Origin of the sequence: uncultured Aquabacterium sp. (assembly GCF_947366995.1) — a bacterium.
In the GTDB taxonomy this organism is placed as follows: Bacteria; Pseudomonadota; Gammaproteobacteria; order Burkholderiales; family Burkholderiaceae_C; genus Aquabacterium.
Window position 1 is genome coordinate 38,112 of record NZ_CANBCC010000015.1, and the last position, 24,222, is coordinate 62,333.

26 protein-coding genes are annotated in these 24,222 nt (G+C 66.9%); 22 read left to right on the plus strand and 4 right to left on the minus strand.

Annotated features, from left to right (window positions below; genetic code table 11):
- Nucleotides 1-41: 41 nt before the first annotated feature.
- From Q0Z44_RS06385 to Q0Z44_RS06445, 13 genes are all read left to right on the plus strand, one after another.
- Nucleotides 42-3,239 (plus strand): efflux RND transporter permease subunit, encoded by a 3,198-nt coding sequence (locus Q0Z44_RS06385; protein WP_298011304.1) that lies wholly within the window; start codon nucleotides 42-44, stop codon nucleotides 3,237-3,239.
- Complete coding sequence (locus Q0Z44_RS06390) at nucleotides 3,236-4,483, plus strand: efflux RND transporter periplasmic adaptor subunit (RefSeq protein WP_298011305.1); 1,248 nt, start codon at nucleotides 3,236-3,238, stop codon at nucleotides 4,481-4,483. Before Q0Z44_RS06385 ends, Q0Z44_RS06390 begins: the two co-directional genes overlap by 4 nt.
- A gap of 72 nt (nucleotides 4,484-4,555) precedes the next feature.
- Nucleotides 4,556-5,203, plus strand: coding sequence for a heme ABC exporter ATP-binding protein CcmA (gene ccmA / locus Q0Z44_RS06395; protein ID WP_298011306.1), 648 nt, complete (start codon nucleotides 4,556-4,558; stop codon nucleotides 5,201-5,203).
- Nucleotides 5,203-5,871 carry a heme exporter protein CcmB gene (ccmB, locus tag Q0Z44_RS06400; RefSeq protein ID WP_298011307.1) on the plus strand — a complete coding sequence of 223 codons (669 nt, stop codon included), beginning with the start codon at nucleotides 5,203-5,205 and terminating at the stop codon, nucleotides 5,869-5,871. The genes ccmA and ccmB overlap by 1 nt, the downstream gene beginning before the upstream one ends.
- 30 nt (nucleotides 5,872-5,901) lie before the next feature.
- Nucleotides 5,902-6,708: a heme ABC transporter permease CcmC gene (gene ccmC, locus Q0Z44_RS06405; RefSeq protein WP_298011308.1), complete on the plus strand. Its 807-nt coding sequence runs from the start codon at nucleotides 5,902-5,904 to the stop codon at nucleotides 6,706-6,708.
- Complete coding sequence (gene ccmD / locus Q0Z44_RS06410; protein ID WP_298011309.1) at nucleotides 6,705-6,908, plus strand: heme exporter protein CcmD; 204 nt, start codon at nucleotides 6,705-6,707, stop codon at nucleotides 6,906-6,908. The genes ccmC and ccmD overlap by 4 nt, the downstream gene beginning before the upstream one ends.
- Nucleotides 6,905-7,351 (plus strand): cytochrome c maturation protein CcmE, encoded by a 447-nt coding sequence (gene ccmE / locus Q0Z44_RS06415; RefSeq protein ID WP_298011310.1) that lies wholly within the window; start codon nucleotides 6,905-6,907, stop codon nucleotides 7,349-7,351. The genes ccmD and ccmE overlap by 4 nt, the downstream gene beginning before the upstream one ends.
- Nucleotides 7,352-7,355: 4 nt before the next feature.
- On the plus strand, nucleotides 7,356-9,401 hold the full coding sequence (locus tag Q0Z44_RS06420) for a heme lyase CcmF/NrfE family subunit (protein WP_298011311.1): 2,046 nt from the start codon (nucleotides 7,356-7,358) through the stop codon (nucleotides 9,399-9,401).
- Nucleotides 9,398-9,949: a DsbE family thiol:disulfide interchange protein gene (locus tag Q0Z44_RS06425; protein WP_298011312.1), complete on the plus strand. Its 552-nt coding sequence runs from the start codon at nucleotides 9,398-9,400 to the stop codon at nucleotides 9,947-9,949. The genes Q0Z44_RS06420 and Q0Z44_RS06425 overlap by 4 nt, the downstream gene beginning before the upstream one ends.
- The gene (locus Q0Z44_RS06430) at nucleotides 9,942-10,454 is read left to right on the plus strand and encodes a cytochrome c-type biogenesis protein (protein WP_298011313.1); all 513 of its coding nucleotides are present in this window, start codon (nucleotides 9,942-9,944) and stop codon (nucleotides 10,452-10,454) included. The genes Q0Z44_RS06425 and Q0Z44_RS06430 overlap by 8 nt, the downstream gene beginning before the upstream one ends.
- Nucleotides 10,451-11,152 carry a hypothetical protein gene (locus tag Q0Z44_RS06435; RefSeq protein ID WP_298011314.1) on the plus strand — a complete coding sequence of 234 codons (702 nt, stop codon included), beginning with the start codon at nucleotides 10,451-10,453 and terminating at the stop codon, nucleotides 11,150-11,152. The genes Q0Z44_RS06430 and Q0Z44_RS06435 overlap by 4 nt, the downstream gene beginning before the upstream one ends.
- An 82-nt stretch (nucleotides 11,153-11,234) precedes the next feature.
- On the plus strand, nucleotides 11,235-12,122 hold the full coding sequence (locus Q0Z44_RS06440) for a dienelactone hydrolase family protein (RefSeq protein ID WP_298011315.1): 888 nt from the start codon (nucleotides 11,235-11,237) through the stop codon (nucleotides 12,120-12,122).
- A 142-nt stretch (nucleotides 12,123-12,264) separates the two neighbouring features.
- A complete protein-coding gene (locus Q0Z44_RS06445) occupies nucleotides 12,265-13,551 on the plus strand; it encodes an O-acetylhomoserine aminocarboxypropyltransferase/cysteine synthase family protein (RefSeq protein ID WP_298011316.1) in 1,287 nt (428 codons plus the stop codon).
- Between the two features lie 17 nt (nucleotides 13,552-13,568).
- Here Q0Z44_RS06445 and Q0Z44_RS06450 read toward each other — a convergent pair whose 3' ends face one another.
- Together Q0Z44_RS06450 and Q0Z44_RS06455 are read right to left on the minus strand one after the other, a co-directional pair.
- The gene (locus Q0Z44_RS06450) at nucleotides 13,569-14,042 is read right to left on the minus strand and encodes a YeeE/YedE family protein (protein WP_366517580.1); all 474 of its coding nucleotides are present in this window, start codon (nucleotides 14,040-14,042) and stop codon (nucleotides 13,569-13,571) included.
- A gap of 14 nt (nucleotides 14,043-14,056) precedes the next feature.
- Nucleotides 14,057-14,488, minus strand: a complete 432-nt coding sequence (locus tag Q0Z44_RS06455; RefSeq protein ID WP_298011317.1) for a YeeE/YedE family protein — start codon at nucleotides 14,486-14,488, stop codon at nucleotides 14,057-14,059.
- 184 nt (nucleotides 14,489-14,672) lie between these two features.
- Between Q0Z44_RS06455 and Q0Z44_RS06460 the strand changes: the two genes are divergently transcribed.
- The 6 genes from Q0Z44_RS06460 to Q0Z44_RS06485 all read left to right on the plus strand — a co-directional run bounded on the left by Q0Z44_RS06460 (nucleotide 14,673) and on the right by Q0Z44_RS06485 (nucleotide 20,241).
- Complete coding sequence (locus Q0Z44_RS06460) at nucleotides 14,673-15,698, plus strand: sulfate ABC transporter substrate-binding protein (protein ID WP_298011318.1); 1,026 nt, start codon at nucleotides 14,673-14,675, stop codon at nucleotides 15,696-15,698.
- 30 nt (nucleotides 15,699-15,728) lie between these two features.
- Nucleotides 15,729-16,571 (plus strand): sulfate ABC transporter permease subunit CysT, encoded by an 843-nt coding sequence (cysT, locus tag Q0Z44_RS06465; protein ID WP_109037511.1) that lies wholly within the window; start codon nucleotides 15,729-15,731, stop codon nucleotides 16,569-16,571.
- Nucleotides 16,572-16,584: 13 nt separating this feature from the next.
- Entirely contained in the window at nucleotides 16,585-17,460 is an 876-nt protein-coding gene (gene cysW / locus Q0Z44_RS06470; protein ID WP_298011319.1) for a sulfate ABC transporter permease subunit CysW, read from the plus strand.
- On the plus strand, nucleotides 17,457-18,530 hold the full coding sequence (locus Q0Z44_RS06475) for a sulfate ABC transporter ATP-binding protein (protein ID WP_298011320.1): 1,074 nt from the start codon (nucleotides 17,457-17,459) through the stop codon (nucleotides 18,528-18,530). Before cysW ends, Q0Z44_RS06475 begins: the two co-directional genes overlap by 4 nt.
- Before the next feature lie 30 nt (nucleotides 18,531-18,560).
- On the plus strand, nucleotides 18,561-19,502 hold the full coding sequence (locus Q0Z44_RS06480) for a CysB family HTH-type transcriptional regulator (RefSeq protein ID WP_298011321.1): 942 nt from the start codon (nucleotides 18,561-18,563) through the stop codon (nucleotides 19,500-19,502).
- 79 nt (nucleotides 19,503-19,581) lie between these two features.
- Nucleotides 19,582-20,241 (plus strand): hypothetical protein, encoded by a 660-nt coding sequence (locus Q0Z44_RS06485; RefSeq protein WP_298011322.1) that lies wholly within the window; start codon nucleotides 19,582-19,584, stop codon nucleotides 20,239-20,241.
- 1 nt (nucleotide 20,242) lies between these two features.
- On the opposite strand, the gene Q0Z44_RS06490 is transcribed toward Q0Z44_RS06485, so the two are convergent.
- Complete coding sequence (locus Q0Z44_RS06490) at nucleotides 20,243-20,515, minus strand: hypothetical protein (RefSeq protein WP_298011323.1); 273 nt, start codon at nucleotides 20,513-20,515, stop codon at nucleotides 20,243-20,245.
- A 253-nt stretch (nucleotides 20,516-20,768) separates the two neighbouring features.
- On the opposite strand from Q0Z44_RS06490, the gene Q0Z44_RS06495 reads away from it, so the two are divergent.
- Both Q0Z44_RS06495 and groL read left to right on the plus strand, forming a co-directional pair.
- Nucleotides 20,769-21,059, plus strand: a complete 291-nt coding sequence (locus Q0Z44_RS06495) for a co-chaperone GroES (protein WP_109037507.1) — start codon at nucleotides 20,769-20,771, stop codon at nucleotides 21,057-21,059.
- 54 nt (nucleotides 21,060-21,113) lie between these two features.
- Nucleotides 21,114-22,754: a chaperonin GroEL gene (groL, locus tag Q0Z44_RS06500; protein WP_298011324.1), complete on the plus strand. Its 1,641-nt coding sequence runs from the start codon at nucleotides 21,114-21,116 to the stop codon at nucleotides 22,752-22,754.
- Nucleotides 22,755-23,025: 271 nt separating this feature from the next.
- On the opposite strand, the gene Q0Z44_RS06505 is transcribed toward groL, so the two are convergent.
- Complete coding sequence (locus Q0Z44_RS06505) at nucleotides 23,026-23,193, minus strand: DUF3149 domain-containing protein (protein ID WP_109037505.1); 168 nt, start codon at nucleotides 23,191-23,193, stop codon at nucleotides 23,026-23,028.
- Between the two features lie 144 nt (nucleotides 23,194-23,337).
- Here Q0Z44_RS06505 and Q0Z44_RS06510 point away from each other — a divergent pair.
- Nucleotides 23,338-24,222, plus strand: an 885-nt coding sequence (locus tag Q0Z44_RS06510) for a patatin-like phospholipase family protein (protein WP_298011325.1), incomplete at its 3' end; no start/stop codon positions are given.

Genomic DNA, 24,222 nt, shown 5'->3' on the forward strand with positions numbered 1-24,222 from the left:
TCTCTTTCACTGCGTTATCGACGCTTACCTTCACCCGCCCAATGTGGATCGTCCGACTCGCGCTGCGTCGCCCCTACACCTTCCTCGTGGGGGCATTGCTCATCCTGCTGGGCGCACCGCTGCTGTTGCGCAAGGCGCCCGTCGATGTCTTTCCCAAGATCGACGTGCCCGTCGTGGCCATTCTGATGAGCTACAACGGACTCAACGCGAAGGAGATGACCGACCGCATCATCACGCCGATCGAGCGCAATCTGGCCAACTCGGTCAGCGACATGGAGCACACCGAGTCGCAGACCATGGCCGGTCTCGGTGTCATCAAGGTGTTCTTCCAGCCGCAGGTCGACCAGGCCACAGCCATCGCGCAGGTGGTGTCCAGCACGCAGGCTGCCTTGCGCTCCCTCCCGGCGGGGGCCACGCCGCCGACCATCATCAAGTACAGCGCGACCGACCTGCCGATCCTGCAGCTCGGCATCAGCAGCCCCGTTCGCAGCGAACAGGAGCTCAACGAGCAGGCCTTCAACGTCCTGCGAACCAAGCTCATCACCGTGCCCGGCGTGGCCGTGACCGCACCGTATGGCGGGCGCTTCCGCCAGGTTTCGATCGACCTCAATGGGCCGGCCCTGTTGGCGCGCGGGCTGACGGCGGTGGACGTGGTCAACGCACTGAGCGTGCAGAACCTGACCCTGCCTTCCGGCTCGGCGCGGATCGGCAGCCAGGAGGTAGCCGTCCAGCTCAATGGATCGCCATCGAGCATGCAGGCGCTGGGCGATATCCCGATCACCACCGTCAATGGCAACACGGTGTTCGTGCGCGACGTGGCCCAGGTCAAGGATGGCTTCCAGCCGCAGACGAACGTGGTGCGCCGCGATGGCGAGCGCGGCCTGCTCATGACGGTGCTGAAGAACGGATCGGCCTCGACGCTGGACATCATTCGCCAGATTCGGGAGGAGTTGCCACGCTACCTGCAGAGCCTGCCCGAGGACATCACGGTGACACCGCTCGCTGACCAGTCGGTGTTCGTGGACGCGGCCATCCAGTCGGTGCTGCACGAGGCGCTCATCGCCGGCTGCCTCACGGCCGCCCTGCTGTTGCTCTTTCTCGGCAACTGGCGCAGCACCGCCATCATTGCGGTGTCCATCCCGCTGTCCATCCTCGTGTCGCTGATCGTGCTGCACCTGATTGGCGAAACCATCAACATCATGACGCTCGGCGGCCTCGCGCTGGCGGTCGGCATCCTGGTGGATGACGCCACCGTGGAGATCGAGAACGTCGAGCGGCACCTGCACATGGGCAAGGCCCCGCAGGCGGCCATCCTCGATGGCGCGGCCGAGATTGCCGGGCCGGCGCTGGTGGCGACACTGTGCATCTGCATCGTTTTCGTGCCGATGCTCTTCCTGCCTGGCGTGGCGGGGCAACTGTTCAAACCGTTGGCGCTGGCGGTGGTGTTCGCCATGCTGGCTTCCTATGTGCTGTCGCGCACGCTGGTGCCCACCCTGGTGATGTACCTGATGCGCCACCGGGAGCGTGCCCGGCCGCCTGGCCGTCTTGGCACGGTCTTGCTGTCGGTTCACCATGGCTTTGAAGCCGCGTTCGAGCGGGCGCGGCGCGCCTATGCGGCTCAACTGGCGGGACTGCTGCACCACCGCCTTCGGTACGGTGCGGCCTTCCTCACCCTGGCCGTGGCCTCTTGCGGCCTGTTTGCCGTGCTCGGCCGCGACTTCTTTCCGGTCGTCGATGCGTCTCAGATCCGGTTGCACGTGCGGGCGCCGCTCGGCACGCGCATCGAAGAAATGCCGGCTTTCATCGACCAGGTCGAGGCCCACATCCGGCAGGTGATCCCCCGCGAGGAGCTGCAGGACTTGGTCGACATCGTCGGCGGGCCCTATTCACCTTTCAACACGCTCTACAGCAACAACGGCACGTTCGACAGCAGCGACACCGAGATCCTCGTGAGCCTGAAGCCCGGGCTGCGCAAGACCGCCGGCTACATCCGGGAGTTGCGGCGCACGCTGCCCCAGCGGTTCCCCGGCAACGAGTTCTACTTCCAGCCGGCCGACATGGTGAGCCAGACGCTCAACTTCGGGCTGAGCGCGCCCATCGATATCCAGATCCAGGGCAACAAGACCGAAGAGAACCTCGCCGTGGCCACCGCGCTGATCAACCGGATCCGCAAGGTGCCGGGCGCTGTCGATGTCACCTTGCATCAGCGCTTCAACCGGCGTGCGCTGGCACTCGAAATGGACCGTGCTGCCCTGGCCCAGACGGGCCTGGTGGCGAGAGATGTGGCGCAGAACGTCATGGTGTCCATGAGTTCGAGCTTTCAAACCGCGCCCACTTACTGGCTCAACCCAGTCAATGGCACCGTGTACAACGTGGCTGTGCAGGTGCCGCAACAGCAGGTGGACAGTCTGGGGGCCATGCTCAGTCTGCCGATCAACGGGTCGGGTGGAGGGGACGCGCGCGAGCCGCAATTGTTGGGCAGCGTGGTGCAGGTGAGGCCGACCAGCCTGCAAGGCAACGTCTCGCACTACAACATTGCCAACGTGCTCGACATCCATGTCAGCGTCGATGGCCGTGATCTGGGCAGCACCTATGCCGAGATTGCCGCGCTGATCGATGAGGTGCGTGACCAGTTGCCGCGGGGGGCGGAGATCACGGTGCGGGGCCAGGTCGAGACCCTGAAGACCGCTTACAACGCGCTGGCTGCGGGCCTGATCGTGGCCGTGCTGCTGGTGTACCTGCTGCTGGTGGTGCACTTCCAGTCGTGGCTCGATCCAGCGGTCATCCTCAGTGGCCTGCCGGCGGCGCTGGCGGGCATCGCCTGGATGCTCTACCTGACGGGCACCCCCCTCTCGGTGCCCGCGCTGACCGGTGCGATCATGACCGTGGGCGTCGCCACGGCGAACAGCATCCTGGTGGTGTCCTTTGCGCGTGAGCGCCTGGCCGAAGGCGCCGATGCCATCACCGCGGCCCGCGAGGCCGGCGCCACGCGCCTGCGTCCGGTGCTGATGACCGCGCTTGCCATGGTGATCGGCATGGTGCCGATGGCCCTGGGCCTGGGTGAGGGCGGCGAGCAGAACGCACCACTGGGGCGTTCCGTGATCGGTGGGCTTGCGGCCGCCACCTTGTCCACCCTCGCCTTTGTTCCGCTGGTGTTCGCCGGCGTCCATTCACGGCGACGGGCCCGTGCTTACCGTCGCAACCGCCTGGCTGTTGCGCAACCCTCCCCGCTGTCATGAACGCACAACTGAATCCTGAGGGCCTTCCTGTCGATGGGCCCGAGCCCGTCCCAGCCGATGAGGAAAGCCAGGTGCCCCGAACCCGCGTGGCGTCGTGGGGCTGGGCGATGCTGGCTGTGTTGATCCTGGCCGGTGGCGCACGCACCTGGGTGAATGCCGAGCAGGCGAGTGCGGTCCGGGCGGGCACCGAGGCCGCAGCCGTGCGTTCCGTACTGTTCGTCCGGCCCGAGGTGACGCGCGGCCAACGCACGCTGACCCTGCCTGCAACGCTGAGAGGGCGGCAGGAGGCAGCGATCCACGCGCGCACCAATGGGTATGTGAAGGCGTGGAAGAAGGACATCGGCGACCGCGTGAAGCAGGGCGAGGTGCTGGCCCTGATCGACACGCCGGAGGTCGACCAGGACCTGGCCCAGACCCGGGCAACCCTGCAGCAGATTCAGGCGCGCCTCGAGCTGACCAAGACGTCGCTGGCGCGATGGGAGAGCCTTCGGGGCAGCAATGCCGTGTCGCAGCAGGAACTCGACGAACGCCGGTCCGCCTTTCAGGCTGCTCAGGCCGATCTGGCCGCGGCCCGTGCCAGTGTCCAGCGGTTGGAGGCCCTGCAGCAATTCGCTCGCATCGTCGCGCCGTTCGATGGCGTGGTGGTGCGCCGCCATGTCGAGGTCGGGGCGTTGGTGGCGGCAGGCAGTGCGACCGCGAACCGCGAGCTCTACTACCTGGCACAGGACGACGTGCTGCGGCTCACCGTGGCGGTGCCACAGAGCCACCTCGATGGCGTGAAGGTGGGGCAGGCCGTGTCGCTCCGCCTGCTCGAGCGGCCCCAGCTGAAGCTGGCAGGCGTGGTGCGCCGGGTGGCAGGGGGGATCGACGCGGCCACGCGCTCGGCCCAGGTGGAGATCGAAGTCCCGAATGTCGACGGCAAGCTCAAGCCGGGCGGGTACGTCGAGGTCGGTCTCGAGCTGGCCGGGGCCGGCCCGACGCTGTTTGTGCCGCCCACTGCGGTGCAGTTCCGTCAGGATGGACCCCGTGTTGTGGTGCTGAACGAGGATCAGTCATTGAGCCTGAGGCCCGTGAAGTTGGGTCGCGATCTGGGGCGCTCTGTCGAGGTCATCGAGGGGTTGTCGGCAGTCGAGGCGGTGGTACTGAACCCACCCGATACCGTCCAGGTGGGCGAGCGCGTGCACGCCAGTGAGGCACCCAGGGAAACGCCGAAGGACGGGCCGAAGTACGCTCGCAAGGGCTGAGGCCCTTTCCGTCATAAGCAAGTGCTTTTTCCTTCCTTGGTCGACGGCGATGGCGTCTATAGAGTGCTTCCCATGTTGTCGCCCCCGGATTCCACTGCCCACGATGCGGCCTGGCTCAGCGCCACCGGCCTGGGGGCCGGCCCCGCCGGCCGGCTGCTCTTTGCTGGTTTGAACCTGCATCTGGCAGCCGGCGAGGCGCTGTTCATCGCGGGGCCCAATGGCGCCGGCAAAACGACGCTGCTGCGCATCCTGGCCGGGTTGGCCGAGCCGGCGCAGGGCCGGGTGGCTCGACCCGCTCATGCCGTGAGCTTCATCGGCCACGGGCCTGCGCTGAAGGACGATCTGAGTGCGGCGGAGAATTTGAAAGTGGCGGCCCACGTGGCGGGCCTGAGCGCGTCGGACGACAGCGTGCGCCGTGCGCTGACGCGCTTCGGGCTGGCAACGCGCACCCATCTGCCTGCGCGGACCCTCTCGCAAGGCCAACGCCGGCGTGCGGTGCTGGCGCGGCTGGCCCTCACGTCGGCCCCGGGCGTGCTGTTGCTCGACGAGCCCTTCAATGCGCTGGACGAGGCTTCGGGCGAGGTGCTGGCCGAGGTGCTGGCCGAACGTCTGGCTCAGGGCGCGGTGCTGGCTTACACCACACACCAGCCGCGCAGGCTGGCGGCCCGTCGCCACCACACGATCCGGCTCGGGGTGCCGGCGATGCGGGGGACGGTCTGATGGGGCGGGTCTTTCTGACCGTGCTCCACCGGGATCTGCTGCTCGCCTTCCGACGCCAATCCGATGTGTGGACCACGTTGAGCTTCTTTCTGGTGGTGGCCTGTCTTTTTCCGCTTGCGGTCAGTCCCGAGCGCGACACGCTGCGCGGCATGGCCCCGGGCATCCTGTGGGTGGCCGCGCTCCTCTCGTCCACGCTGTCGCTGGGGCGCCTGTTTGCGCTCGACCATGCTGACGGCACGCTCGAGCAGTTGCTGCTGTCCCCTGAGCCGCTGAGCCTGATCGTGCTGGCCAAGGTCGCGGCGCACTGGCTCGTCAGCGGCCTGCCGCTGGTGTTGTTGTCGCCTCTGCTCGCATTGCAGTACGACCTGCCGCCGCCGGCCATCGCGGTGCTGACCGGCAGCCTCGCACTCGGCACCCCCGTCCTGAGCCTGGTGGGCGCCATCGGGGCGGCGCTCACGCTGGGTCTGCAGGGCGGCGGTGTGCTGGTCAACCTGCTGGTGTTGCCGCTGCTCGTGCCGGTGCTGATCTTCGGGGCCGGTTCCGTGGTGGCCCATGGCAGTGGCCAGGGCCTGGCTGCCCATTTCTATCTTCTGGCCGCCTTGCTGGCCTTCACGCTGGTTGTCGCCCCCTGGGCGGCGGCGCACAGCCTGAAGGTGTCGGTGGGATGAGGCGGACACCGTGATCGACAAGGAACTGCAATGAGTACGACCACCACCTGGTTGCGGCATCGGCAACCCGACGGGGGCGCGGCAGCCCGAGGCTTCTGGCGCTTTGCATCGCCCCCGGCTGCCTTTCGCCTGGCCGGACAGCTTCGTCCGTGGGCGCTCGCGCTGGCTGCTGTCACCGCGGTCATCGGCCTGTATGTCGGGCTGCTGGTGGCGCCCACCGACCACCAGCAGGGCGAGGCGTATCGCATCATCTTCGTGCACGTGCCGGCGGCCTGGCTGTCGATGGTGCTGTACGCGGCCATGGCATTCTGGGCCGGGCTTGGATGGGTGTTCCAGACCCGGGTGTCGTCGCTGATGGCGCGGGCGATTGCCCCGACCGGCGCACTGTTCACCTTTCTGGCCTTGTGGACCGGGGCCTTGTGGGGCAAGCCCACCTGGGGTACGTGGTGGGTCTGGGATGCCCGCCTGACCTCCGAACTCATTCTGCTGTTCCTTTACCTCGGCGTGATGGCGCTGCAGTCGGCCATCGACGATCCGCGCCGGGGCGACCGGGCGGGGGCCCTGCTGACCCTGGTCGGCGTGGTCAATGTCCCGGTGATCTATTTCTCCGTGCAGTGGTGGAACACCTTGCACCAGGGCGCTTCGGTGAGCCTCGGATCGGCGCCCACGATGGCCGCCCCCATGCTCGCGGGCATGCTGCTGTGCACCGTGGCGCTGTGGGCCTGGGCCGCGGCGGTGGTGTTGCATCGTCTTCGCATGCTCATCCTGCAGCGCGAGGCCGATGCTGCCTGGGTTCGGTCGCTGCTGGCGTCCCACCGGACCGGAGTGGTGCGATGAACTGGACGAGCTGGCACGCCTTCGTCGACATGGGCGGCTACGGGCTGTATGTGTGGGGATCGTTCGGCGTGGTGGCGCTGGCCCTGGGCATCGAGGCCGCGCTGTTGCGCCACGCCGATCGCGGCTTGCGCAATGCCCTACGGGCGAGCTGGGTGGACGAGGCCGCCGAGGTTCCGGCGCACGAGGAGGTCGTGCCATGAAGCCGAGGCACCAACGCCTTGCCCTGGCGCTCGTCGGCGTGGCCGTGCTCGGGCTGGCTGTCTTCTTTGTGCTGCGGGCGTTTCAGCAGAACCTGGTGTTCTTCTTCACACCTTCGCAGATCAGCCGGGGTGAGGCGCCCCAGGGCCGCAGCTTCCGCATCGGCGGCATGGTGGAGGCTGGCAGCCATCGCCGGGCGGCCGATGGCCTGGGCCATCGCTTTGTGGTGACCGACACGGTGCAGCGGGTGGAAGTGCAATACGCCGGGCTGTTGCCCGATCTCTTCAAGGAGGGCAAGGGCGTGGTCGCGCAGGGCCGCTTGCAGCCCGATGGCCGGTTTGCGGCGGACGAGGTGCTGGCCAAGCACGACGAGAACTACATGCCGCCCGAAGCGGCCAGGGCGCTTGAGCAGGCCCGGGCGCCGCTGAGGGCACAGGAAAGGTGAGCCGATGACGGCCGAGTTGGGACAGTGGGCGCTCATGCTGGCGCTGGGCGTGGCTTTGCTGCTGGGCAGCGTGCCCCTATGGGGGGCCCACACCGGGCGTGCACACTGGATGGCGCTCGCCCGGCCTCTGGCCGTGGCGCAGTTCGTGCTGGTTGGTGCGGCGTTCGGGCTGCTGGTGGCGGCGTTCGTGCAGATGGACTGGTCCGTGGCCTATGTCAGCCAGCACGCCAACGGCCTGCTGCCCTGGCCCTTGCGGGTGGCCGCCACCTGGGGAGGCCACGAGGGCTCGTTGTTGTTGTGGCAACTCATGCTGTCCGGCTGGACGCTCGCGGTGGCCGCCTTCAGCCGGCGTCTCTCCCCTGACATGCTCGCCCGCGTGCTCGCCGTGCTCGGGCTCGTCAGCATCGGCTTCCTCAGCTTCACGCTGTTCACGTCCAACCCGTTCGACCGTGCGCTGCCCGCGCCGCGGGATGGGCAGGATCTGAACCCGCTGCTGCAGGACCCAGGCATGATTTTTCACCCGCCACTGCTCTACATGGGCTATGTCGGGCTCTCGGTGGCATTTGCGTTCTCGATCGCGGCACTCCTCAGCGGCCGACTGGACGCCGAATGGGCCCGCTGGTCGCGACCGTGGACGCTCGCTGCCTGGAGCTTTCTGACGCTGGGCATCCTGCTGGGCAGCTTCTGGGCTTATTACGAGCTGGGATGGGGCGGCTGGTGGTTCTGGGATGCGGTCGAGAACGCCTCCTTCATGCCCTGGCTGGTGGCCACCGCCCTGCTGCACTCGCTCGCGGTGAGCGAGCAGCGCGGCAGCTTCAAGAGCTGGACGGTGCTGCTGGCCATCCTCGCGTTCTCGCTGTCGCTGCTGGGCACCTTTCTGGTCCGCTCGGGCGTGCTGACCTCGGTGCATGCCTTTGCGAGCGACCCCCGACGTGGCCTCTACATCCTCGCCTTCCTGGTCGTTGTCATTGGCGGCTCCCTGGCGCTGTATGCGTGGCGCGCACCCCGCATCGGGTTGGGCGGGCGATTCGACCTGCTCTCGCGCGAGACGGGGTTGCTACTCAACAATGTCTTTCTGCTTGTCAGCGCTGCCACCATCCTTTTGGGCACGCTGTATCCGCTGGCCCTCGATGCGATCACCGGGGCGCGCATCTCCGTGGGGCCACCGTATTTCGAGGCCGTTTTTGTGCCCTTGATGCTGCCTCTGCTCGGGCTGTTGGCGTTGGGGCCGTTCGTGAACTGGAAACGCGACACGTGGGACGCGCTGTGGACCCGCCTGCGCGGGGCCTGGCCGGTGTGGCTGGCGGCCGCGGCAGTGACCCTGCTGGCCGCCGGTATCTGGGCACGCCTGTCGGCCGGGGTGGCCGGCGGACTCTTGCTGGCCGTGTGGATTGGTGTGGGCACGGTGCATCTGGTGGCGCGCCGTGTGCAGGGCGTGGCAGCGCGAAGCTGGCCCCGTGCCTTGGCGCGCATCCCGGCCGCCTGGTGGGGCATGGTGGTGGCGCATCTGGGTGTCGGTGTGTTCGTGGCCGGCGTGACGCTGGCACGCGGGCTGGATCACGTCCAGGACGCGAGCCTGCAGGTCGGGCAGGCCGTGCAAGTGGGCGACTACCGCTTTGCCTTCCAGAACCTTCAGCGTGCGCAAGGGCCGAACTATGTCGCTGCACGGGCAACCTTCGAGGTGTCGCGGGGCGGGCAACGGCTGACGACCCTGTACCCCGAAAAGCGCCTGTACGTGGTGCAGCGCATGCCCATGACAGAGGCGGCCATCGAGCGGGGCTGGACCCGTGACCTGTACGTGTCGCTGGCCGACACGGGCCCCGACGGCGCCTGGGGGGTGCGCGTGCAGGTCAAGCCCTTCATGAGCTGGGTCTGGGCCGGCGTTCTGACCATCGCCGTCGGGGGTGTGGTGTCGGCGTGCGACGCCCGGTACCGACGTCATCGATCTCGCTCATTCAGTGAGCCTGAAGGAGCGACGCAACCGTTGCCACATGCCGGTTTCGGGGCACCACCGACCCTTGTGGGAAATTGGAAGGAAAGGCACGCATGAGCCGCTTTGTTCTGCCATTGGCCTTGTTCGCTGCAATCGTCGCCACCCTGGCCCTCGGTCTGCGCCATCAGGCGGAGAGCGCCGACCCGGCGGTGTTGCCGTCTGCGCTGCTTGGGCACGATGTGCCGGCCTTTACCGCCCCCGCGCTGACGTCGGCACGCGCCGAAGACGCATCGTTCCAGCCTGCGGACCTCAAGGGTCAGGTGTGGTTGCTCAATGTGTGGGCCTCCTGGTGCACCAGCTGCCTGCGCGAACACCCTGTGCTGGTCGCCCGCGCTCGGGCCAGCGGCGTGCCACTGGTCGGCCTGAACTATCAGGATGAAGCAGGCCGGGCCCGCGCCTGGCTGACCGAGCATGGCAACCCCTATCGGGTCACGGTGTCCGACCCCGAGGGGCGCATCGGGATCGAGTTTGGGGTGGTCGCTGTGCCGGAAACCTTCGTCATCGACAAGCACGGGCGCATCCGCCACAAGTTCACCGGGCCCCTGAGTGAGGCCGACTGGCAGCAGACCCTGTTGCCGTTGATCCGGGAGTTGCAGCGTGCGTGATCGCCTTGTCTGTACTTACCTGTTGGCCCAGGTCCTGAACGGGATGCCCGGTGCCCGCGCGGCCGAGGCACCGGCGCCGCCTCCACAGCATGCGGCCTTGCCCGACACAGTGCTGGAAGACCGTGTGCACGCGCTAGCTGCCGAGCTGCGTTGCCTGGTCTGTCAGAACCAGAGCGTGGCGGACTCGCACGCGCCACTGGCGGTGCAGTTGCGCGAGGTCGTGCGCAGCCAGGTGGTGGCCGGCGCGACCGACCAGCAGGTGCGCGACTTCATGGTCCAGCGATATGGTGCCTTTGTGCTGTACCGCCCGCCTGTGCAAGCGACCACCCTGGCCTTGTGGGGCGGGCCCGTGGCGATGCTGCTGCTGGCGATGACGGGGCTGGCGGTCGCCGTGCGTGCCCGGCGGCTGCGCGATGACGAGCTCGCCGAGGGGGCTGCCGCGATGCCATCCTCCTTCGAGGACGAGGCGACCTCGGTGCGCCCTCGCCACGAGAGGCCGGCATGAACGCCTCCGATGCCGTCTTCGTGTCCGGCGCACTGGCCCTGGCCTCGGTGCCGGTGATCGCCGTGCTGCGCCCCTGGTGGCATGTGGCCCGGGGCCCGGGCGCTGCCGTGGCGAGCGCCCTGTTGGTGAGTGCCGTGGCGGGATACCTTGCGCTGGGGCAGCCGGGCATGTGGTCCGTGCGCGTGCCGCATCAGCAGGCTGTCGCCGCACCGTCCCAAGCGGGGCAGGTTGGCCCGGCCCAGATCGAAGCCATGGTGCAGCGCCTGGCGGCCCGCCTGCGGCAGCAGCCGAACGATGTGGAGGGTTGGCGCAAGCTGATTCGTTCGTACGAAACGCTGCAGCGCTTCGACGACGCCGTGGCGGCCTGGCAGCGGCTGTTCCAGCTGGTGCCGCCCGATGCCGACCAGCTCACGGAGTACGCCGTGACGCTGGGCATGGCCCGCGGCCAGCGCCTCAGCGGTGAACCGGAGCAGGTGCTGGTGCAGGCGCTGAAGCTCGATCCCGACCATGTGCAGGCGCAGGCCCTGCTGGGCAGTGCCGCGTTCGAGCGGGGAGACCACGCCCGGGCGATCGCCCGATGGGAAGCCCTGCTGGCGCGGGCGCCGGCCGACGCCGAAGTGCAGGACCGCATCCGCGCGCAGATCGACCGGGCGCGTGAACTGGCTGCACGCGATACCGCGCGCCGGCCCGCACGGTGACGTAAACCTGAATCCCTGGGCCAGTCAGGGGCGCCCCGCTCCCTGCCAGACTGTCACCCCCCAATCAACGCTAGGAGAGACCATGGCCCGACTGACCGCCCGAGACTTCGCCCCCGAAGTGCTGCGCCTGTTCGACCAGTATGTCCACGGTCAGCTCGACCGCCGCGGCTTTCTGCAGGGGGCGGGAAAGTACGCCACCGCGGCGGTCTCGGCCGAGATGCTGCTGGCGCAACTGGCACCCAACTTTGCGCACGCGCAGCAGGTGGCCCCGGACGATGCGCGGCTCGTCATCTCGTTCGTGGAAATCCCGTCGCCGCAAGGGCATGGCACCGTGCGGGGCTACCTGGTGAAGCCCGCGCGAGCGCAAGGCAAGCTGCCCAGCGTGCTCGTCGTGCACGAGAACCGCGGCCTTAACCCGCACATCGCGGACGTGGCGCGCCGGCTCGCGCTGGAGAACTTCATTGCCTTCGCACCGGATGCGTTGTTTTCGCTGGGCGGCTACCCTGGTGACGAAGACAAGGCGCGAGAGCTTTTCCAGAAGCTCGATCCGGCGCGTGCCCGAGCGGATTTTGTCGCTGCTGCGCGCTGGCTGAAGGCGCATCCGGATGGCAACGGCAAGACCGGCGTGGTCGGCTTCTGCTACGGCGGCGCCATCGCCAACCACCTCGCCGTGCAGCTGCCTGACCTGGACGCGTCGGTGCCGTTCTATGGTGGTCAGCCTCCCGCAGAAGAGGTGGCGCGCATCCAGACGCCGCTGCTCATTCACTACGCCGAGCATGACGAACGCATCAATGCAGGCTGGCCGAAGTACGAGGTGGCGCTCAAGCAGGCCGGCATCCGCCACGAGGCCCACTTCTACCCCGGCACCCAGCACGGGTTTCACAACGACACCACGCCCCGGTTCGACCCGGCGGCCGCGAAGCTGGCCTGGCAGAGGACGCTGGCCTTCTTCAACCGGCATCTGCGCTGAGAGCCGGCAATGCGGGGGGTGCCGCTGCGGCTTATGCGCAACCCGCATGACGCGCATCAGTTCCCCCACTTGGCTTTGTCGTGCTGACGGCTTAGTGTGTGCGTCTGCGTTCAGCAGACCCCAGACCAACAAGAGGAACACGATGTCGAACCCGAACTGGAAATTCGAAACCCTGTCAGTGCACGCTGGCTACTCGCCCGACCCGACCACCAAGGCCGTGGCCGTGCCCATCTACCAGACGGTGGCCTACGCCTTCGACAGCGCCCAGCACGGTGCCGACCTCTTCGACCTGAAGGTGCCGGGCAACATCTACACCCGCATCATGAACCCGACGACCGATGTGCTGGAGCAGCGCGTCGCGGCGCTGGAAGGCGGTATCGGCGCCCTGGCCCTGGCTTCCGGGCAGGCGGCCATCACCTACGCGATCCAGACCATCACCGAAGCCGGTGACAACATCGTGTCGTCGACCGCCCTGTATGGCGGCACCTTCAACCTGCTGGCCCACACCCTGCCGCAGTACGGCATCACCACCCGCTTTGCCGACCACCGCGACCCGGCCAGCTTCGAAGCGCTGATCGATGAGCGCACCAAGGCCATCTTTGTCGAATCGCTGGGCAACCCGGCCGGCAACGTGACCGACCTGGAAAAGATGGCCGAGATCGCCCACCGCAACGGCGTGCCGCTGATCGTCGACAACACCGTGCCGTCGCCCTACCTGTGCCGCCCGATCGAGCACGGCGCCGACATCGTCGTGCACTCGCTGACCAAGTACCTGGGTGGCCACGGCACCAGCCTGGGCGGTGCCATCGTCGACTCCGGCAAGTTCCCGTGGGCCCAGCACAAGGCACGCTTCAAGCGCCTCAACGAGCCGGACCCCAGCTACCACGGCGTGGTCTACACCGAAGCCCTGGGCCCGGCGGCCTACATCGGCCGAGCCCGCGTGGTGCCCTTGCGCAACACCGGCGCAGCGATCTCGCCCTTCAACGCCTTCCTGATCCTGCAGGGCATCGAGACGCTGAGCCTCCGCATGGACCGCATCAACGAGAACACCAAGAAGGTGGCCCAGTTCCTGAAGGACCATCCCCGCGTGGCATGGGTCAACTACGCTGGCCTGGAAGACCATCCCGAGCATGCGCTGGCCAAGAAGTACCTGAGCGGCAGTGCCTCCGGCCTGCTGACTTTCGGTGTGCCGGGTGGCCGTGAGGGGGGCGCCCGGTTCCTGGACGGCCTCAAGCTCTTCACCCGTCTGGTGAACATCGGGGACGTGCGCTCGCTGGCCACGCACCCGGCGTCGACGACCCACCGTCAGCTGTCGCCCGAAGAGCTCGCGAAGGCGGGTGTGACGGAAGACACCGTGCGGCTGTGCGTCGGCATCGAGCACATTGCCGACCTGATTGCCGACCTGGATCAGGCGCTCGCGCAAGCCTGATCGGTCCGCAGCCTGGCTCAGCCCCGGTTCGTTTGGCGCTGTAGCCAGGCCCCGGCCAGCATCGCGGCCAACACGATGCCGGCCTCGGCGTTGCCTGCCAGCAAACCGGTCAGCGCCGGGCCCGGGCAATAGCCAGAGAGGCCCCAGCCGACGCCGAACATCGCGGCGCCGATCAGCAGGCGGGCGTCCAGCGTCCGCTTCTGCGGCAGGTGGAACTGCACGTCACACAACGGTGCGGGCCGCCGTGCCACGAGGCGGAAGCCCACCAGCGTCACACCCACAGCCCCGCCCATCACGAAGACCAGGCTGGGGTCCCACGCGCCCGCCACATCAAGAAAGCCGAGCACCACGGTCGGGTCAGTCATGCCCGACAGGATCAGGCCAGCCCCGAACAGGAGGCCGGCCAGGAGGGCGATGCCGATGCCTGCGCGGGTGCGGCAACGGTCCATCATGCAGACGGTGTTGCGCTCGGATGCGGTGTGTGCAGACATGAGGTGATCTCCTTTCAATAGCCGGCGCCAGCCACGTGGCGCATCACGAACACCGTCACGGCCCCCGTGCCCATGAAGGTCAGCACGGCCACCAGCGAGCGCAGCGACAGCCGCCCCAGGCCGCACACGCCGTGCCCGCTGGTGCAGCCGCCGCCCAGTGACGTGCCCCAGCCCACCAGCAGCCCGCTGATCACCAGAAGGGGAAGGTGCATCTCGCGCGTGGGTGCGAGCGGCGCTCCCGTGCCTTGCTGCCACAGCCACCCCGCGCCGACCAGCCCGGCCACAAACGCCAGACGCCATCCGGGGCCCGCCTGCCAGTTGGCGCGTTCCAGCAGGCCGAAGGTGATCCCGCTGATGCCGGCGATGCGGCCCAGTCCCACCAGCAGCAACACCGAGGCGCCGCCGATCAGCAGGCCACCGAGCAAAGAAAAAAGGAAGGAGCGCATGAGGACATCCTGCATTCGGTTAATACCCCCACCAGTATATGAGATGGTAAACAGACACAACTGGCACGGTATTCACCCCCCTGTCTGTTATGCGGTTTCTGCATATAAAGTTGCCAAAACCGTCCTTCTCTGCCGATCATGCGGTCCCTAACATTCGCCACTTGCATCCAGAAGGGACTCCGTCATGCGTTTTTCTCAGAAGCCTTTTCTCGCTCGTGTGCTTTTCAGCCTGGCCGTGGGCGTCTCTGCCCTGGGCACGGCCCACGCCGACGTCACACTGCTCAACGTGAGCTACGACGTGACCCGCGAGTTCTACAAGGACTACAACGCCGCCTTTGCCCGCCACTGGAAGCAGACCACCGGCGAAACCGTGACGATCAACCAATCCCATGGTGGCTCCAGCAAGCAGGCGGGTTCGGTCGTGGCCGGTCTGGCCGCCGATGTGATCACCATGAACCAGGCCAACGACATCGACATCCTGGCCGAGCGCGGTGGTCTGGTGCCGGCCGACTGGGCCAAGCGCCTGCCCAACAACAGCGCGCCGACCACCTCGGTCACCGTGATCCTGGTGCGCAAGGGCAACCCGAAGGGCATCAAGGACTGGGCCGACCTGGTCAAGCCGGGCGTCTCCGTCGTCATCCCCAACCCCAAGACCTCGGGCAACGGCCGTTACACCTACCTGGCCGCATGGGGCTCGGTGATCAAGTCGGGCGGCAACCCGAAGCAGGCGCGTGAGCTGGTGCAGCGTCTGTTCGCCAACGTGCCGGTGTTCGACGGCGGTGGCCGTGCCGCCACCACCACCTTTGCGCAGCGCCAGATCGGCGATGCCCTGGTGACCTTCGAAAGCGAAGTGCCGCTGATCCGCAGCGAGTTCGGTGGCGACTACCAGGTCGTCTACCCCAAGCACACCATCCTGGCCGAGAACCCGGTCAGCGTGGTCGACAAGGTGGTCGACAAGAAGGGCTCGCGCAAGCAGGCCGAGGCCTACCTGAAGTACCTGTGGTCGGATGAAGGCCAGGCGATTGCCGCCAAGCACAACATGCGTCCGCGCTCGGACAAGGTGCTGGCCCAGTACAAGGCGGCCTTCCTGCAGATCCCGACCTTCACCGTCGACGAGGTGTTCGGCGGCTGGAAGAAGGCGCAGGCCGAGCACTTCAACGACGGCGCCACCTACGACCAGATCATCGCCGCCGGCCGCGCCGGTCGCTGATCCGGCCCCTCGCAGTACCTGGCTCATTCCATGATCTTCTCCAAGACCCTGCTGCGCAGGCGCAGTGTCTTGCCCGGCTTCGACCTGTCGCTGGGCCTGACGCTGTTCTACCTGTGTCTGATCGTCCTGATCCCGCTGTCGGCCGCGTTCCTGCGCACGATGGACCTCACCTGGCCGCAGTTCGTCGATGCGGTGGCCTCGCCCCGCGTGGTGGCGTCCTACAAGCTCACGTTCGGTGCGTCGCTGCTCGCGGCCATCGTCAACGGCGTGTTCGGGCTGCTGGTGGCCTGGGTGCTGGTGCGCTATGACTTTTTCGGGCGCCGCATCGTCGATGCGCTGGTCGACCTGCCGTTTGCGCTGCCTACCGCCGTGGCCGGGATCACGCTGACGGGCCTGTATGCCGCCAACGGCTGGATCGGCAAGCACCTCGAGCCACTGGGCGTGAAGGTGGCGTTCACGCCGATCGGGGTCTTCGTGGCCATGACCTTCATCGGCCTGCCCTTCGTGGTGCGCACGGTGCAGCCCATTCTGGAAGACCTGGCCAGCGAGCTGGAAGAAGCCGCGGCCACGCTGGGCGCCAGCCGCTGGCAGACCTTTGCGCAGGTCATCTTCCCGACGCTGATGCCCGCGCTGCTGACCGGCTTTGCGCTGGCCTTTGCCCGCGCGCTGGGCGAGTACGGCTCCATCATCTTCATTGCCGGCAACATGCCCATGGTGTCCGAGATCACGCCGCTGCTCATCATCACCAAGCTCGAGCAGTACGACTACGCCGGGGCCACCGCGATCGCGGTCGTCATGCTGGTGATGTCCTTCCTGATGCTGCTCGCCATCAACGGGCTGCAGGCCTGGGCGCGTGCGCGTCAGGGCAAGTGAAAGGCCTCGCATCATGAGTTCGATTGCTCCTCCCCGCCTGGCCCAGGCCACCCGCGAGCCCGCCTGGGTGCGCTGGTCGCTGATCACCGTGGCACTGATCTTCCTGTCGCTGTTCCTGTTCCTGCCGCTGGTCTCGGTGTTCTTCGAGGCCTTCAAGAAGGGCTGGGATGTGTACGTGGCGTCCATCACCGAGGCCGACGCCGTCTCGGCGATGAAGCTCACGCTGATCGCCGCCGTCATCTCCGTGCCGCTGAACCTCGTGTTCGGCGTGGCCGCCGCCTGGGCTATCGCGAAGTTCGACTTCCGTGGCAAGAGCGTGCTGCTGACGCTGATCGACCTGCCGTTCTCGGTCAGCCCGGTGATCGCCGGCCTGATCTACGTGCTGGTGTTCGGCCTGCAGGGCTGGTTCGGTGAATGGCTGCAGGCCAACGACCTGAAGGTGATCTTCGCGGTGCCCGGCATCGTGCTGGCCACCATCTTCGTGACCTTCCCCTTCGTGGCGCGCGAACTGATCCCACTGATGCAGGCGCAGGGCCAGGAACAGGAAGAGGCCGCCCGCGTGCTGGGCGCATCGGGCTTCCAGACCTTCTGGAAGGTCACGCTGCCCAACGTGAAGTGGGCCCTGCTGTACGGCGTCATCCTCTGCAACGCGCGCGCCATGGGCGAGTTCGGCGCCGTGTCGGTCGTGTCGGGGCACATCCGCGGGCAGACCAACACGCTGCCCCTGCACATCGAGATCCTCTACAACGAATACCAGTTCGCCGCCTCGTTCGCCGTGGCCTCGCTGCTCGCGGGCCTGGCGCTGGTCACCCTGGTCCTCAAATACCTGGTCGAACGTCGGGTGCGCCAGCAGGCCGCCCAGGCGCAGGACACCGGAGCCGCAGCATGAGCATTGAAGTCAGAAACCTCGTCAAACGCTTTGGCAACGTCACCGTGTGTGACAACCTGAGCCTGGACATTCCCTCCGGCGAACTGGTCGCGCTGCTGGGCCCCTCGGGCTCGGGCAAGACCTCGCTGCTGCGCATCATCGCCGGGCTGGAAACGCCCGACAGCGGCTCGGTGCTGTTCAACGGCGAAGACGCCACCCACGTCGCCGTGCGCGAACGCCAGGTCGGCTTCGTGTTCCAGCACTACGCGCTGTTCGGCCACATGACGATCTTCGAGAACGTGGCCTTCGGCCTGCGTGTGCGTCCGCGTGCCACGCGGCCGTCGGAAGAAGCCATCCGCAGCAAGGTGATGGAGTTGCTCAAGCTGGTGCAACTCGACTGGATCGCCGACCGCTACCCGCACCAGCTCTCGGGTGGTCAGCGGCAGCGCATTGCGCTCGCGCGTGCGCTGGCGGTCGAGCCCAAGGTGCTGCTGCTCGACGAGCCTTTCGGCGCACTCGATGCCAAGGTGCGCAAGGAACTGCGCCGCTGGCTGCGCCGCCTGCACGACGAGATGCATATCACCAGCGTCTTCGTCACGCACGACCAGGAAGAGGCCATGGAAGTGGCCGACCGCATCGTGGTGATGAACCAGGGCCGCATCGAACAGGTGGGCCCGCCGGACGAGGTGTACGACCACCCGGCCACGCCCTTCGTGCTGCAGTTCCTGGGCGACGTGAACCTCTTCCACGGGCGCGGCCACAAGCCGGGCCAGACCACGACGCCGCCGGCGGTGAGCTATGTGCGCCCGCATGAGATCCAGGTGCTGGCTCGCGCAGAAGAGGGCGCGGTGGCTGCCACGCTGATCGACGTGCTGACGGTGGGGCCCAACACCCGCCTGGCCTTCCGGCCCGACGAGGGCAGCGGTGCGGCAGGCGAGATCGAGGTCGAGCTCAGCCGGGACGAGTACGCCGCGCTGCGCGACAGCGGTGTGCTGCGTGCGGGCGAACGTGCCTACCTGAAGCCCCGACGCGTGCGCCGCTTTGGCGAGGATGGTGAGCCGACCGTGTCGGACGAGCATGTCGTGATCTGACGTCAGACGGCACGGCAAGGGAGAAGAACAATGAATTTTCAGCAACTGCGCTCGGTGCGCGAGGCGGTGCGCCGCGGCTTCAACCTCACCGAGGTGGCGGCGGCGCTGCACACCTCGCAGCCCGGCGTGAGCCGGCAGATTCGCGAACTGGAAGACGAGTTGGGCGTGACGCTGTTCATGCGCGCGGGCAAGCGCCTGACCGGCCTGACCGAGCCAGGCACCAGCCTGCTGCCCATCATCGAGCGGCTGCTGCTCGATTCCGAGAACCTGCGCCAGGTTTCGCGTGACTTTGCTTCGCATGACGCGGGCCCCTTGTCGCTGGCCGCGACCCACTCGCAGGCGCGCTATGCGCTGCCGTCGGCGGTCAAGGATTTCCGGCAGCTGTTCCCGCAAGTCACGCTCAGCCTGCACCAGGGCTCGCCGCGCCAGATCGCGCAGATGCTGCTGAGCGGCGAGGCCGACATCGGCATCGCAACCGAGGCGCTCACGCAGTACGAGCAGCTCATCACGCTGCCGTGCTACCGCTGGACGCACACCGTGGTGGCCCCGCCCGACCACCCGCTGTTCGACGGCCAGCCGCTGACGCTTGAGCGCCTGTCACGCTACCCGATGGTGACCTACGACGAGGGCTACACGGGCCGTTCGCACATCGACGAGGCCTTTGCCCGCGCCGGCATCAAGCCCAGCATCGTGCTGTCCGCCATGGACGCGGACGTGATCAAGACCTATGTCGAGCTCGGCATGGGCGTCGGCATCGTGGCGTCGATCGCTTACGACGCGGACCGCGATCGCAACCTCCGCGCCCTCGATGCAGGCCACCTGTTCGAGGTCAACATGACCCGGCTCGCCTTCCGCAAGGGCGCCTTCCTGCGCGGCTACGCCTATGCCTTCATCGAGACCTTCGCGCCGCCGCTGACGCGCGAGGTGGTGGAGCAGGCCGTGCGTCAGGCGGCGGAACTCGCTTCGGTGTGACGTTGGTGTTGCGTCACGCGTTTAATTGAGGAGGGGGTGTTTGTTACATTTCGGGGGTTCCAACCCCAGATGTACCCACATGAAACGTCCTCTGTTCCTGGCCGTGCCTGCGGCCCTTGCGCTGACCCTGCCCCTGGCCCACGCAGGCGAGGTCTATGTTGGCGTCGGCTTTCCGCTCGTGCAGATCGGTTATGCGCACAGCGTGAACCAGCAGCTTGGTTTGCGTGCCGACATCGGCACCAGTGGCTCGTTCAACAAGAACGGGCAGGAAGAGGGCATTGACTACAAGGGCAAGGTCAACCTGCACCGTGCGGCGGTGTTTGCCGACTACTTCCCGTTCAGCGGCGGCTTCCGCCTGACCGGCGGCCTGACCTTCAACAACACCGAGCTCAAGCTGAACTCCAACCTGATGCCGGGGCAGCAGGTCGAGATCGGCGACCAGACCATCACGACGAACGGCAGCGAGTACCTGAACGTGCAGGTGAAGATGCCGACCGTGATGCCTTATGTCGGCATCGGGTGGGGCCACCAGGCCCGTGAAGCGGGGTGGGGCTTTGTGGCCGACCTCGGTGTGTCGGTGGGCAAGGCCAAGGTCAGCTACGACACCAACCTGATCGAGAAATCCGGCGGAGTGGTCAGCCAGCAGGACATCGACAAGGAAATCAGCGAGCTGCGTGACGGCGTGGCCAAGGTCCGCTTCCTGCCGCAGGTCACCCTGGGTGTGAGCTACCGCTTCTGAATCACGCGCCCGGCAAAACCTGCCGGATGACTTTCACCAGATCGGCGTTGCCCACTGGCTTGACCAGCCAGCCGGTGGCGCCGAGTCGCTTGGCTTCATCCCGTTTGGCCTGCTGGCTTTCGGTGGTGAGCGTCAGGATCGGCGTGAACCGCAGCAGCGCCCGCACGAGCACCTGCGCGAAATGGGCGCCGGCGTACAGGAGCAGGCCTGTCACGTCCAGGGCCGCGTTGCGCGCGCTCGCGACCTGCAGGATGCCTGTGGACCGGCGCCGCACGGGTCGGCGATGCGCGCTCGCTGATGTAAAACGCGCGATGCAAGCCGGCCGCCCCGCCCTCTTGAAATGTCATGAGCCGTCCCTATAATCATTAGCACTCGCCATCCCTGAGTGCTAACAGCGTCGTCTGGGCGACACTGTGCGCCCCGGTGGCGGCATGCGGGTCTCCGCATGATGCAAAAACAGGCTCTGCAGCGGCGCCCCGCTCGGAGCCGCATTGTCCCAACCGATGTCTCAAGAGACTGGAGAAACCATGAAGCTGCGTCCCCTGCACGATCGCGTGATCGTCAAGCGTCTGGAACAAGAAACCAAGACCGCCCTGGGCATCATCATTCCCGACAACGCCGCCGAGAAGCCCGACCAGGGCGAAGTGCTGGCTGTCGGCCCGGGCAAGCGCAATGACAAGGGCGAATTCGTTGCCCTGAACGTGCAAGTGGGTGACCGCGTCCTGTTCGGCAAGTACTCGGGCCAGACCGTCAAGGTCGACGGCGAAGAGCTGCTGGTCATGCGCGAAGAAGACCTGTTCGCCGTCGTCGCTCAGTAAGCGACCACCGCCACAGGCATCCCACCCCCAACACACTGATTACGGAGATTTCACATGGCAGCAAAAGACGTCATCTTTGGCGGCGAAGCCCGCGCCCGCATGGTTGAAGGCGTGAACATCCTGGCCAACGCGGTCAAGGTCACCCTGGGCCCCAAGGGCCGCAACGTGGTGCTCGAGCGCTCGTTCGGCGCCCCCACCGTCACCAAGGACGGTGTGTCGGTCGCCAAGGAAATCGAACTCAAGGACAAGCTCCAGAACATGGGCGCCCAGATGGTCAAGGAAGTCGCTTCCAAGACCTCGGACAACGCCGGTGACGGCACCACCACCGCCACCGTGCTGGCCCAGGCCATCGTGCGCGAAGGCATGAAGTACGTGGCCGCCGGCATGAACCCGATGGACCTGAAGCGCGGCATCGACAAGGCTGTGCAAGCCCTGGTCGCCGAGCTGAAGAAGGCTTCGAAGGCCACCACCACGTCCAAGGAAATCGCCCAGGTCGGCACGATCTCGGCCAACAGCGACGCCGACGTCGGCGGCATCATCGCTGAAGCCATGGACAAGGTCGGCAAGGAAGGCGTCATCACCGTCGAAGACGGCAAGTCGCTGAACAACGAGCTGGACGTCGTCGAAGGCATGCAGTTCGACCGCGGCTACCTGTCGCCCTACTTCATCAACAACCCCGAGAAGCAGTCTGCCATCCTGGACAACCCGTTTGTCCTGCTGTTCGACAAGAAGATCTCGAACATCCGTGACCTGCTGCCCACGCTGGAGCAAGTCGCCAAGGCCGGCCGTCCGCTGCTGATCATCGCTGAAGAAGTCGATGGCGAAGCCCTGGCCACCCTGGTGGTCAACACCATCCGCGGCATCCTGAAGGTCGTGGCTGTGAAGGCCCCTGGCTTCGGCGACCGCCGCAAGGCCATGCTGGAAGACATCGCCATCCTGACGGGCGGCAAGGTCATCGCTGAAGAAGTCGGCCTGTCGCTCGAGAAGGTGACCCTGGCTGACCTGGGCCAGGCCAAGCGCGTCGAAGTGGGCAAGGAAAACACCACCATCATTGATGGCGCCGGTACCGCTGACCTGATCGAAGCCCGCGTCAAGCAGATCCGCATCCAGATCGAAGAAGCCACCAGCGACTACGACCGCGAAAAGCTGCAGGAGCGCGTGGCCAAGCTGGCTGGCGGCGTCGCCGTCATCAAGGTCGGTGCTGCCACCGAAGTCGAGATGAAGGAAAAGAAGGCCCGCGTGGAAGACGCCCTGCACGCCACCCGCGCTGCCGTGGAAGAAGGCATCGTGGCCGGTGGTGGCGTGGCCCTGCTGCGCGCCAAGCAGGCTGCTGGCGAGATCAAGGGTGACAACCCCGATCAGGATGCCGGCATCAAGCTGGTGTTGAAGGCCATCGAAGCCCCGCTGCGCGAAATCGTGTCGAACGCCGGTGGCGAGCCCTCGGTGGTCGTCAACGCCGTGCTGAACGGTTCGGGCAACTACGGCTTCAACGCTGCCAACGACACCTATGGCGACATGATCGAAATGGGCATCCTGGATCCGACGAAGGTCACCCGCACCGCCCTGCAGAACGCCGCTTCGGTCGCTTCGCTGATGCTGACCACCGAGTGCATGGTCGCCGAAGCCCCGAAGGATGACGCTCCGGCTCCGGGCGGCATGCCCGGCGGCATGGGCGGCATGGGCATGGACATGTAATCCAGCCTGGCGCTTCACAGCCTCAGCAAAAGGCCACCTCTTCGGAGGTGGCCTTTTTCATGCGCAACGCGCGGACAAAAAAAGGGCCGCACATGGTGCGGCCCTCGCAGATGGCTGTGCACCCCTCTCGTGCACATCCCCCCAAGCCGGTTCTCAAGACCGGTCCAGCTTCCACGGTCGAGCCCCTCAGCTCTTCCGTGAGGTCAGGCCAGCCCCTCAGCTGCCCTGACCCACAAGCCGGCCCCTCAGCCGGCTCACACGGGTCGGCCCCTCAGCCGCCCCGAGCTTCTCTCACCAGACGGTCGTGCCGCTCGGTGTCTTCACGCACATGCTTGGCGACATACCAGGCGATGTAGCCCAGCATGACGAACATGAAAGCGATCACTGCGGCGCTCATCAGGCCGTAGTCGGTGGTGAAAAAATCAACCCAGGCTTGCATCGCTTTCTCCTTATCAGCAGTGCTGTTGGTGTCCTCAGGTGCTATCAGACCGCTGATCGGGTCGCGCGGCTCTGATGTAGGTCAAGCGGCCGACCGCCCTGTGTCGCGCCCTGGCGGCGGGTTTGACGCGGCACAATCTCTTGCATGATTGAGCTGGTTGTCGCCCGTCTTCGTGCCCGTTTCTTGCATGTGATACCCGGCCGGGTAGGCAGTAGGGCTGCCGTGCTGCGCGGTGGACTGACGATGGGCGTGGCCTCGGCGCTGACTGCATCGGCCCTTGCGGCATCGCCGGCACCCATCGTGCTGCCGGCTTCTGCCGACACGGCGGCCCCACGGCCCCGCATCGGTCTCGTGCTGTCCGGTGGTGGTGCGCGCGGGCTGGCCCACGTGGGCGTGCTCAAAGTGCTCGAGCGCGAGCGCATTCCGGTCGATGTCATTGCCGGCACGTCGATGGGCGCCATCGTCGGTGGGCTCTACGCCAGTGGCATGGACGCCCACACCGTCGAGGCCGAGGTGCGCAAGCTCGACTGGACCACGGTGTTCGCCTCGCGCGTCGACCGGCAGAACCTCAATCAGCGCCGCAAGGAACAGGACTTCGAGGTCTCGCCGGTGGTAGAGGTGGGCATCGGCATGGATGGCATCAAGGCGCCGATCGGCTCGGTGTCGAGCCGGGGGCTGGAGTCGCGCCTGCGTCGCCTGACGCTGCCAGCGCGGCTCACGCAGGACTTCGACCAGCTGCCCACGCCGTTCCGCGCGGTGGCCACCGACATGGAAACCGGTCAGCCTGTGATCCTGCGCCAGGGCGACCTGGCGACGGCCTTGCGCTCCAGCATGTCGGTGCCGGGCATCTTCGCCCCCGTCGAGGTCGATGGCCGCATCCTGGGCGACGGCGGCCTGGTCAACAACACCCCGGTCGACGTGGCGCGCGCCATGGGGGCGCAGCGCCTCATCGTCGTCAACATCGGCACGCCGCTGGGCCCGCGCGACACGCTGTCGTCGTTCACCGGCGTGACGGCGCAGATGATCAAC

Excerpts from the sequence above, each read along its gene's own strand:
- Q0Z44_RS06385 (WP_298011304.1), top strand. The coding sequence starts at position 42 with ATGTGGATCGTCCGACTCGCGCTGCGTCGCCCCTACACCTTCCTCGTG.
- Q0Z44_RS06460 (WP_298011318.1), top strand. The coding sequence starts at position 14,673 with ATGCGTTTTTCTCAGAAGCCTTTTCTCGCTCGTGTGCTTTTCAGCCTG.
- Q0Z44_RS06485 (WP_298011322.1), top strand. The coding sequence starts at position 19,582 with ATGAAACGTCCTCTGTTCCTGGCCGTGCCTGCGGCCCTTGCGCTGACC.
- ccmC (WP_298011308.1), top strand. The coding sequence starts at position 5,902 with ATGAGTACGACCACCACCTGGTTGCGGCATCGGCAACCCGACGGGGGC.
- Q0Z44_RS06480 (WP_298011321.1), top strand. The coding sequence starts at position 18,561 with ATGAATTTTCAGCAACTGCGCTCGGTGCGCGAGGCGGTGCGCCGCGGC.
- Q0Z44_RS06420 (WP_298011311.1), top strand. The coding sequence starts at position 7,356 with ATGACGGCCGAGTTGGGACAGTGGGCGCTCATGCTGGCGCTGGGCGTG.
- cysW (WP_298011319.1), top strand. The coding sequence starts at position 16,585 with ATGAGTTCGATTGCTCCTCCCCGCCTGGCCCAGGCCACCCGCGAGCCC.
- Q0Z44_RS06495 (WP_109037507.1), top strand. The coding sequence starts at position 20,769 with ATGAAGCTGCGTCCCCTGCACGATCGCGTGATCGTCAAGCGTCTGGAA.
- Q0Z44_RS06445 (WP_298011316.1), top strand. The coding sequence starts at position 12,265 with ATGTCGAACCCGAACTGGAAATTCGAAACCCTGTCAGTGCACGCTGGC.
- ccmB (WP_298011307.1), top strand. The coding sequence starts at position 5,203 with ATGGGGCGGGTCTTTCTGACCGTGCTCCACCGGGATCTGCTGCTCGCC.
- Q0Z44_RS06475 (WP_298011320.1), top strand. The coding sequence starts at position 17,457 with ATGAGCATTGAAGTCAGAAACCTCGTCAAACGCTTTGGCAACGTCACC.
- groL (WP_298011324.1), top strand. The coding sequence starts at position 21,114 with ATGGCAGCAAAAGACGTCATCTTTGGCGGCGAAGCCCGCGCCCGCATG.
- Q0Z44_RS06450 (WP_366517580.1), bottom strand. The coding sequence starts at position 14,042 with ATGTCTGCACACACCGCATCCGAGCGCAACACCGTCTGCATGATGGAC.
- Q0Z44_RS06455 (WP_298011317.1), bottom strand. The coding sequence starts at position 14,488 with ATGCGCTCCTTCCTTTTTTCTTTGCTCGGTGGCCTGCTGATCGGCGGC.
- Q0Z44_RS06425 (WP_298011312.1), top strand. The coding sequence starts at position 9,398 with ATGAGCCGCTTTGTTCTGCCATTGGCCTTGTTCGCTGCAATCGTCGCC.
- ccmD (WP_298011309.1), top strand. The coding sequence starts at position 6,705 with ATGAACTGGACGAGCTGGCACGCCTTCGTCGACATGGGCGGCTACGGG.
- cysT (WP_109037511.1), top strand. The coding sequence starts at position 15,729 with ATGATCTTCTCCAAGACCCTGCTGCGCAGGCGCAGTGTCTTGCCCGGC.
- Q0Z44_RS06440 (WP_298011315.1), top strand. The coding sequence starts at position 11,235 with ATGGCCCGACTGACCGCCCGAGACTTCGCCCCCGAAGTGCTGCGCCTG.
- Q0Z44_RS06390 (WP_298011305.1), top strand. The coding sequence starts at position 3,236 with ATGAACGCACAACTGAATCCTGAGGGCCTTCCTGTCGATGGGCCCGAG.
- ccmE (WP_298011310.1), top strand. The coding sequence starts at position 6,905 with ATGAAGCCGAGGCACCAACGCCTTGCCCTGGCGCTCGTCGGCGTGGCC.
- ccmA (WP_298011306.1), top strand. The coding sequence starts at position 4,556 with ATGTTGTCGCCCCCGGATTCCACTGCCCACGATGCGGCCTGGCTCAGC.
- Q0Z44_RS06435 (WP_298011314.1), top strand. The coding sequence starts at position 10,451 with ATGAACGCCTCCGATGCCGTCTTCGTGTCCGGCGCACTGGCCCTGGCC.
- Q0Z44_RS06505 (WP_109037505.1), bottom strand. The coding sequence starts at position 23,193 with ATGCAAGCCTGGGTTGATTTTTTCACCACCGACTACGGCCTGATGAGC.